The 7,572-nt window shown below is 71.9% G+C and carries 5 protein-coding genes; 3 read left to right on the top strand and 2 right to left on the bottom strand.

Annotation, left to right across the window (positions count from 1 at the left end; genetic code table 11):
* Positions 1-62 precede the first annotated feature (62 nt).
* On the bottom strand, positions 63-2,585 hold the full coding sequence (locus Q0112_RS18945; protein ID WP_297977638.1) for a tetratricopeptide repeat protein: 2,523 nt from the start codon (positions 2,583-2,585) through the stop codon (positions 63-65).
* A 243-nt stretch (positions 2,586-2,828) separates the two neighbouring features.
* Positions 2,829-3,524: a sugar transferase gene (locus tag Q0112_RS18940; protein WP_297977636.1), complete on the bottom strand. Its 696-nt coding sequence runs from the start codon at positions 3,522-3,524 to the stop codon at positions 2,829-2,831.
* Between the two features lie 614 nt (positions 3,525-4,138).
* On the opposite strand from Q0112_RS18940, the gene Q0112_RS18935 reads away from it, so the two are divergent.
* The 3 genes from Q0112_RS18935 to Q0112_RS18925 all read left to right on the top strand — a co-directional run bounded on the left by Q0112_RS18935 (position 4,139) and on the right by Q0112_RS18925 (position 7,504).
* Positions 4,139-4,987 (top strand): AAA family ATPase, encoded by an 849-nt coding sequence (locus Q0112_RS18935; RefSeq protein ID WP_297977634.1) that lies wholly within the window; start codon positions 4,139-4,141, stop codon positions 4,985-4,987.
* 38 nt (positions 4,988-5,025) lie between these two features.
* The gene (locus Q0112_RS18930; RefSeq protein WP_297977632.1) at positions 5,026-6,576 is read left to right on the top strand and encodes a lipopolysaccharide biosynthesis protein; all 1,551 of its coding nucleotides are present in this window, start codon (positions 5,026-5,028) and stop codon (positions 6,574-6,576) included.
* Between the two features lie 100 nt (positions 6,577-6,676).
* Positions 6,677-7,504 (top strand): CpsD/CapB family tyrosine-protein kinase, encoded by an 828-nt coding sequence (locus tag Q0112_RS18925; RefSeq protein WP_297977631.1) that lies wholly within the window; start codon positions 6,677-6,679, stop codon positions 7,502-7,504.
* The last annotated feature ends 68 nt before the right edge of the window (positions 7,505-7,572 follow it).

Raw genomic sequence — 7,572 nt, 5'->3', positions numbered from 1 at the left:
TTAACGCGATCTTCATGGCGGTTAACGGGTTTTCGGAGAGCGCCGGTCAGCCGGCGACCCTGTCAGCCGTCGGACGGCGGGGTGGGCGGGGCAGGGGCCGCGAGCTCGGATGCTCTGGCGCGGACGGTCCCGGCCTGGGGCAGCGGGCTGCCGGCCTCGGCGGCGGCGAGGGCGGCGGCATAGGCTGCCGCCGCCGCGTCGCGGTTGCCGAGGGCGCGCTCGGCCTCGCCGAGGTGGAACTGCACCTGGGCGTTGCCGGGGAGCGCCGCGCCGGCCTTCGCGAGATACTCCCGCGCCTCGGCGGTGTCGCCGCGCAGGAAGAGGATCCAGCCGTAGGTGTCCTGGAACTCCGGCACGTCGCTGCCGCGCAGCCGGCGGGCGATGGCATGGGCGCGCTCGATGGTCGCGGCATCGGACCCTTGCGCCGTCAGCAGGCTCGCGAGGTTGTTGGCGAGGACCGGGCTGTCGCTCGAGCGGGCGTAGAGGGTCTCGTAGTCGGCGATCGCCCCGGCGAGGTTCCCGCGCGCCTCGCGCAGGCCCGCCCTGAGGAAGAGGAGCTCGCCGTTCGCATCGCCGGTGGCGGCGATACCCTGGTCGAGAGCGGCGTCGGCCCCGGCGAGATCGCCCTCGCCGGCGAGGAGGCGGAAGAGCGCGCGGTGCGGCGCGGGCAGGGCGGGGGCCTCGGCGACGAGCGCCCGGTAGCCGGCCTCGGCCGCCTCGGTCCGGCCCTCGATCGCGTCGAGGCCGGCGAGGAGGTAGCGGGCCGGGAGGCTCCGCGGATCGGCGGCGAGCGCCGCCTCGACGGCGCGGCGGGCCTCGGCCGGCTCGCCGGCGGCGAGACGGGCGCGGACGAGGCCGGCGAGGGCCTGGCCCCCGGGATCACTTCCCGGATCACTTCCCGGTTCGCTGCCCGGTTCGCTGCCCGGTTCGCTGCTCGGTTCGCTGCTCGGGGCGGCGCCGCCGAAGGCGAGGGCCTCGAACATCGCCGCGGCCGCCTCCGGCTTGCCCTCGCCGCGCAGACGCGCGGCGTCGAGGCTCGTCGCCATCGCCGCCGCCGCCGGATCCGCCTGTGCGCGCAGGATGTCGGCCACCTGCCCGGCGCGGGCCCAGTCCTTGCGGGCGAGGTGGATGCGGCCGAGCATGTCGAGGAGCTCGAGGTTCTCGGGATCGCGGCGCAGCGCGTCGGTGACGACGCCCTCGGCGGGCCCGGGGCGGTCCTCCTGCATCAGGAAGTTGGCATAGCGCAGCGATTCCGTCGGCGCCCGGTTCGCGGCCTCGACGGCGAGGGCGAGGCGCTCGCCCATCAGGCCGCGGTCGCCGTCGCGCTCGTGCGCGAAGGCCATGATCGTCATCACCTCGGGATCGCGGGGGGCGACGGTCAGGGCGGTGCGCATGTCCTGGATCGCCGCGTCAGGGCGGTCGGCGGCGATGGCGGCGCGGGCGCGGAGCTTCAGCGCGCCGACGTGGGTGCGGTCCGCGGCGAGGATCTTCTCGACGAGGGCGGCGCTCTCCGCCTCCTGGCCGGTCTCGGCGAGCATCCCGGCGAGCGTGACCTCGGCGTCGCGGGTGGCGTCGGTGGCGGCGGCGCCCTCGATCAGGCCGCGGAGCGCGGCGATTGCCGCATCGTGCCTGCCTTGCGCGAAGTCGAGGCCGGCGAGGGCGTGGACGTAGCGGGCGTGGGTGCGCGGGTCCGCGTCGGCGGTGGTGGCGTCGGCGCGGGCCGCGAGCTCGGCACGGGCGGCGTCGGGGCCGCGGACCTCGAGCAGGAACTGGGCGAGGGTGAGGCCGGGGCCGGGCTGGCCGGGGACCGCGTCGGCGGCGGTGCGCAGCAGCGCCTCGGCGGCGTCGGGGGCGCCGTTCGCCAGGTGCCACCGGACGAGCGCCGCGCGCACGCCGGCGTTGTCGGGGAAGAGGCGGCCCATGGTCGCGAGCTCGTCGCCGGCGGCGGCGGTGTCGCCCCTCTGCTCGAGCAGCGCGAGGCGGGCGAGGTGCAGCCCCTCGTCGTCCGGCGCCGCGGCGAGGCCGGCCTCGACGCGGGCGAGCGCCCCGTCGGCGTCCCCGGCCCGCAGCCGGTCGGCGACGAGGACGAGGTGGGCCATGACGCTGGCCGGATCCTCGGCGAGGACCCCCTCGGCCATCGCCACCGCCGCCGGCCGGTCGGTGCCGCGGTGGAAGTCGACGGTCGCCTTCAGCGCGCGGATTCCGGGGTCCTTCGGATCGAGCTCGAAGGCGCGGGTGGCGTGGGCGGTGGCGGTATCGAGGTCCTGGATCTCGAGCGCGAGCTCGGCCAGCGCCCGGTGCGCCTCGGCGAGGCCGGGGCGGATCTCGACGAGCTTCTGGTACTGGCCGAGGGCGTCGCGGGTCTCGCCCTCCGCGCGGCGGAGCGCGGCATAGCGCAGCCGCGCCTCGGCATGATCGGGGTTCAGGCGGAAGACGTTGCGGAACTCGACCGACGCCCGCTCGCTGTCGCCGGCCTCGAGGTAGGCGAGGGCGCGCTGGTAATGGGTCTCGGCGCGATCGGCGGCGCTGTCGCAGCCGGCGAGGGCGACGGCGAGGAGGAGGGGGGCGAGAAGGGCGAGGCGCATGGGACGGCTCCGGGCAGCTCCGGGACACCGGACTCCGCCAAGGGCGCACGAGGCGCCTTCCGCGGGCTCCGGCAGGACGGCGGCGGAGCCGCGCGCACCCCGGTCGAATCGGGAGGAGGGCGCCGTCCGCTCGCGCGCGAGCATAGCCCGCGGCGAGGTCAACGAAAGGCCTGCGCCCGAGGCGGGGTTAACAAAGGACCTGCGACCCGCGCCGGGCCGCAGCGGGGACGCGGCGCCCGGGCCTCAGTAGGAGCCGTCCTTCTGGAAGGGGACGACGAGCGTCTTGAACAGGATGCGGATGTCGAGCCAGAGGGAATGCCCCTCGATATACTCGACGTCGTAGCGGATGCGCTCGCGGCCCATGGCGAGGTTCTCGAGCGGGCCGCGGTTGCCGCGGATCTGGGCGAGGCCGGTGATGCCCGGGCGCACGGCATGGCGCTGGTGGTAGTCCGGGATCAGGCTCTCGATCGGCTGCCCCTCGACCTCGAGGTGCAGCGGGTGCGGCCGCGGGCCGACGAGGCTCATCCGGCCGCAGAGCACGTCCCAGATCTGGGGCAATTCGTCGAGGCAGGTCTTGCGCAGGAAGCGGCCGACCCGCGTCACGCGGTCGTCGCCGCGCGTCGCCTGGCGGCGCCCGCCGATGTCGGTGCCCTCGGGGCGCATGGTGCGGAACTTGCTGACGACGACGACCGAGCGGCCGGCGCCGAAGCGCGGCTGGCGGAAGAGGATCGGGCCGGGGGAATCGAGCCGCACCGCGAGCGCGATGAACGCCATCAGCGGCGCGATCATCAGGAGCAGGACGAACGCCCCGACGCGGTCCATCACCGCCTTGAGTCGCCAGGACAACCTGCGGTTCGCACCGCCGCCCGCCGCCACCATTCCCTGACCGGCCACACCGGTGTAGGCGGTCCCGGGTTCGATCTCGGAATAATGTGCCATATCACCCACATCCACACGCAACGACCAACAAAACGCCCCGGGCGTCGACCTGAGCAGCCCGCGGGATTACACGATGCCCCGCGAGAGCGACTTCCGGCCGACGATCCTGAGGGCGCCCTCCACGATCAGACCATTGGGTGAGTTACCCCTCTCACCGCGGGCCATTAAGACACCCTTTACCACCGGTTTCAACAAAACTTAATTGATTGTTTAATGACTTGGCGGGTTCCGGCCGCCTCGACGGGGGGCCGGGGCGGCGGCGACCGGTCTTCCGCCCCCCGCCGCGCCGGCGCCGGCGGGAAAAGCCTGCGAAATCAGCCTCCCCGGTGCCTCGGGCGGGCCGCCGGGCCGGCTGGCGCACCTCGAGTCGGGAGCGCCTCGCCGTTCCGCCCGCCGAAAGGGACGATCGCCGCCGCGCGCCGGCCCGGAATCCGGAATCGGACACCGCGGCCACGACCGCCGGAGATTCACCACTTTTTGGGGTGATATGCGGTCGATTAGCCTGTATGAGCGAGCGGGCTGGCGGCGGGACCTTCTCTTCTCTAGTTTGATTGCCGTGTCTGAATCACGGGAGGACATGCCCCGCGGTCGGGACAGGGTGGCGTAGGATGGGTATGACGAGTACGCTCAAGATTTACAACGACCATTTCGGGTTGACCGAGCGGCCGTTCACGCTCCTCCCCGATCCCGACTTCCTCTACTGGTCCGAGAGTCACACTCGGGCCTACACCATGCTCGAGTACGGCATGCTGACCCATGCCCCGATCACCGTCATCACGGGCGAGATCGGCGCCGGCAAGACCACGCTGCTGCGCCACCTGCTGCGCTCGCTGCCCGAGGAGTTCACCGTCGGGCTGATCTCGAATGCGCAGGGAAACCGCGGCGAGCTCCTGCACTGGGTGCTGATGGCGCTCGGGGTGCCGACGACGAGCGACGCGAGCTACGTCCAGCTCTTCGCCAAGTTCCAGGACTTCCTCATCGAGGAGTACGCGAGCGGGCGGCGCACCATGCTGATCTTCGACGAGGCGCAGAACCTCTCGGTCGAAACGCTCGAGGAGCTCCGGATGTTCTCGAACATCAATGCCGACAAGGACGAGCTCCTCCAGCTCGTCCTCGTCGGCCAGCCCGAGCTCCGCGACCTCATCGCCCAGCCGCGCCTCACCCAGTTCGCGCAGCGCGTCGCGGCGGAATACCACCTGCCGGGAATGTCGGCGCGGTCGGTCGCTGCCTACATCGACCACCGCCTGAGGGTCGCGGGCGCGGCGCACGAGATCTTCACGCCCGCCGCCTGCGAGTGCGTGTATCTCGCCTCGCGCGGCATCCCGCGCCTCGTCAACCAGATCTGCGACTACGCGCTCGTCTACGCCTTCACCGACGGCCTCGACAAGGTCGACGCCGGCGTCATCGAGCAGGTCGTCACCGACCGGCGAACGCACGGCAACCTCAAGATGGTGGCGGGCTGAAGGCCCCGGCCCACACGACGCTCAGGAAAAACCGACCCATGGCCAATCTCGATCTCAAGTACTACTGGGCCGTCTTCAAGCGGCGCCTGCCCTACTTCCTCGTCATCCTGGCCCTGCTCGCGGCGATCGGCATCACCATCGCCTCGATCCTGCCGCCGGTCTACCAGTCCTCGGCGAGCCTGCTCGCCGAGCCGCAGCAGATCCCGGGCGAGCTCGCCGAGTCGACGGCCGAGATCAACCCGTTCGAGCAGATCCAGATCGTCCAGCAGCGGATCATGACCCGCGCCAACCTCTACGATCTGGCACAGCGCATCGGGCTCTACGCCGACCAGCCCGACCTCTCGGTCGGCGACATCGTCGCCGACATGCGCGACAGGATCGAGTTCATCGGCTTCCAGCCCGACCCGACGATCCGGCCGGGGACGCCGGGGGCGATCATCGTCGGCGTCTCCTTCTCGGCGCCGACCCCGCCGCTCGCCGCCAAGGGCGCCAACGAGCTCGTGTCGCTGATCCTGCAGGAGAACGTGCGCATGCGCACGGACCGGGCGAGCGACACCCTCGACTTCTTCCAGGGCGAGGTCGAGCGCCTTTCGGCCGCGCTCGCCGACCAGTCGAAGAAGATCGCCGACTTCAAGACCGCGAACGTCACCGCGCTCCCCGACAGCATGGACAGCCGCCGCGCCCAGCAGGAGCGCGGGGAGCAGCGCCTGCTCGACCTCCAGCGCGAGGAGGCCGGGCTCAAGAACCAGCGCGCCACGGTGGTCTGGGTCTACGAGCGCACCGGCCGCGCCGTGAACCAGGCGCTCTCCCCCGAGGAGCAGGAGCTGCAGAACCTGCAGAGCCAGCTGCTGCAGCAGCAGGCGATCTACAAGCCGGAGAGCCCGCAGATCCGCGTGCTGCAGACCCGCATCGCCGCGCTGCAGAGCCTCGTCGCCCAGCAGCAGGCGGCGCGCGCCGTGCCGGGCGCCGACGGCCAGGCCGCCCAGCCGCTCTCCGAGCTCGACGTCGAGCTCGCCCCGATCGACGAGCAGCTCAAGTACATCGCCGAGGAGCGGATGGCGGTCGAGAAGACCCTCGCCGACCTCGCCGCCGCCCAGCAGGCGACACCGCAGAACGAGAGGGCGCTCGCCGATCTCCAGCGCGAGCTCGCGAACCTGCAGACCCAGTACGACAACGCCGTCGCCGCCCTCGGCCAGGCCCAGGTCTCCGAGAAGATCGAGGTTCTCTCCAAGGGCCAGCGCTTCACCCTGATCGAGGCGCCGATCGAGAAGAACACCCCGGTCAGCCCGCCCCGCCTGCTGATCGCTTCCGCCGGCATCGTCGGCGGCCTCGGCGCGGCGGTCGGCTTCATCGTCCTCTGGGAGATGCTGAACCGCTCGATCCGCCGGCCGGTCGAGCTCTCGAACGGCCTCGGCATCCAGCCGATCGCCACCATTCCCTACATGCGGACGGCGGGCGAGCAGCGGCGCAAGCAGGCGCTGATCCTGGCCATCCTCGCGCTGATCGTGATCGGCATCCCCTTCGCGCTCCTGGCCATCCACACGCGGTACATGCCGCTCGACCAACTGCTCGGCGGTGTGATCGGCTAGAGCGCGTGCGCGGTGAACCGGCGGGACACGAACTGACGCGCCCGGCCGGTTCGAGTATAGGTATCCGGTCGCGACGCGCCGGCAGCGGAAAGAGAGATGGATGGAACGGATTCAGGCAGCGATCCAGAAGGCCAAGGAGCAGCGCGGTGCGGTGGTCGCGCCATCGCCCGGCGGCGTCGGCGGCGGCGTCGGGCCCGGCCGCGGCCCGCTGCGGGCATCCCAGGTCGGCCCGGCCTGGGCCGAGCTCGCCGCCTTCGATCCCGAGCCGCGGCTGCTCGCCAGGAACCACATCGTCACCTTCGAGGATGTCGACCCGGCACACAGCCACTTCGACATCCTGCGCACCAAGATGCTGCGCACCATGCAGCGCAACGGCTGGACCTCGGTCGGCATCACCTCGCCGACGAGCGGATGCGGCAAGACCACGCTCGCGCTCAATCTCGCCTTCAGCCTCGCCCGCCAGCCCGACGTGCGGACCGTGCTCGTCGAGGTCGACCTGCGCCGCCCGTCGATGGCGCGGCAGATCGGCCTCAAGTCGCCGCAGTCGGTGGCCGGCCTCCTCCAGGGCAGCCGCAGCGTCGCGGAGAGCTTTGTGCGCTACGGCGACAATCTCGCCATCGGCACCAACGCCCAGAGCGTGCGCGACTCGGCCGAGCTGCTGATGAACGCCCGCGCCGCCGAGGGCGTCGCCGCGATCAAGAGCGCCTTCCTGCCCGACATCATCGTCTACGACCTGCCGCCGATGCTGCAGAGCGACGATGCGATGGCCTTCCTGCCGCAGCTCGACTGCGTGCTGCTGGTCGCCGGCGCCGAGAAGAGCCGCCTCGACGAGGTCGACAAGTGCGAGAAGGACCTCGCCGAACAGAGCAACGTCCTCGGCGTGGTGCTGAACAGCTGCCGCTACATGAGCGAGGAGTTCGGCTACTGAGCCGTGGCCGGCCCCGCGGGGGGCCTGGGACCGGGCGCGACCGTTTCCGAGGAAAACATCGACGGGCA

Source organism: uncultured Amaricoccus sp. (genome assembly GCF_937858865.1).
Lineage (GTDB): Bacteria > Pseudomonadota > Alphaproteobacteria > Rhodobacterales > Rhodobacteraceae > Amaricoccus.
The sequence above is the reverse complement of the archived record's forward strand: the minus strand, read 5'-3'. Positions and strand labels throughout refer to the sequence as shown.

Coding starts and splice junctions, on each gene's coding strand:
- Q0112_RS18945 (WP_297977638.1), bottom strand. CDS start 2,585: ATGCGCCTCGCCCTTCTCGCCCCCCTCCTCCTCGCCGTCGCCCTCGCC.
- Q0112_RS18940 (WP_297977636.1), bottom strand. CDS start 3,524: ATGGCACATTATTCCGAGATCGAACCCGGGACCGCCTACACCGGTGTG.
- Q0112_RS18935 (WP_297977634.1), top strand. CDS start 4,139: ATGACGAGTACGCTCAAGATTTACAACGACCATTTCGGGTTGACCGAG.
- Q0112_RS18930 (WP_297977632.1), top strand. CDS start 5,026: ATGGCCAATCTCGATCTCAAGTACTACTGGGCCGTCTTCAAGCGGCGC.
- Q0112_RS18925 (WP_297977631.1), top strand. CDS start 6,677: ATGGAACGGATTCAGGCAGCGATCCAGAAGGCCAAGGAGCAGCGCGGT.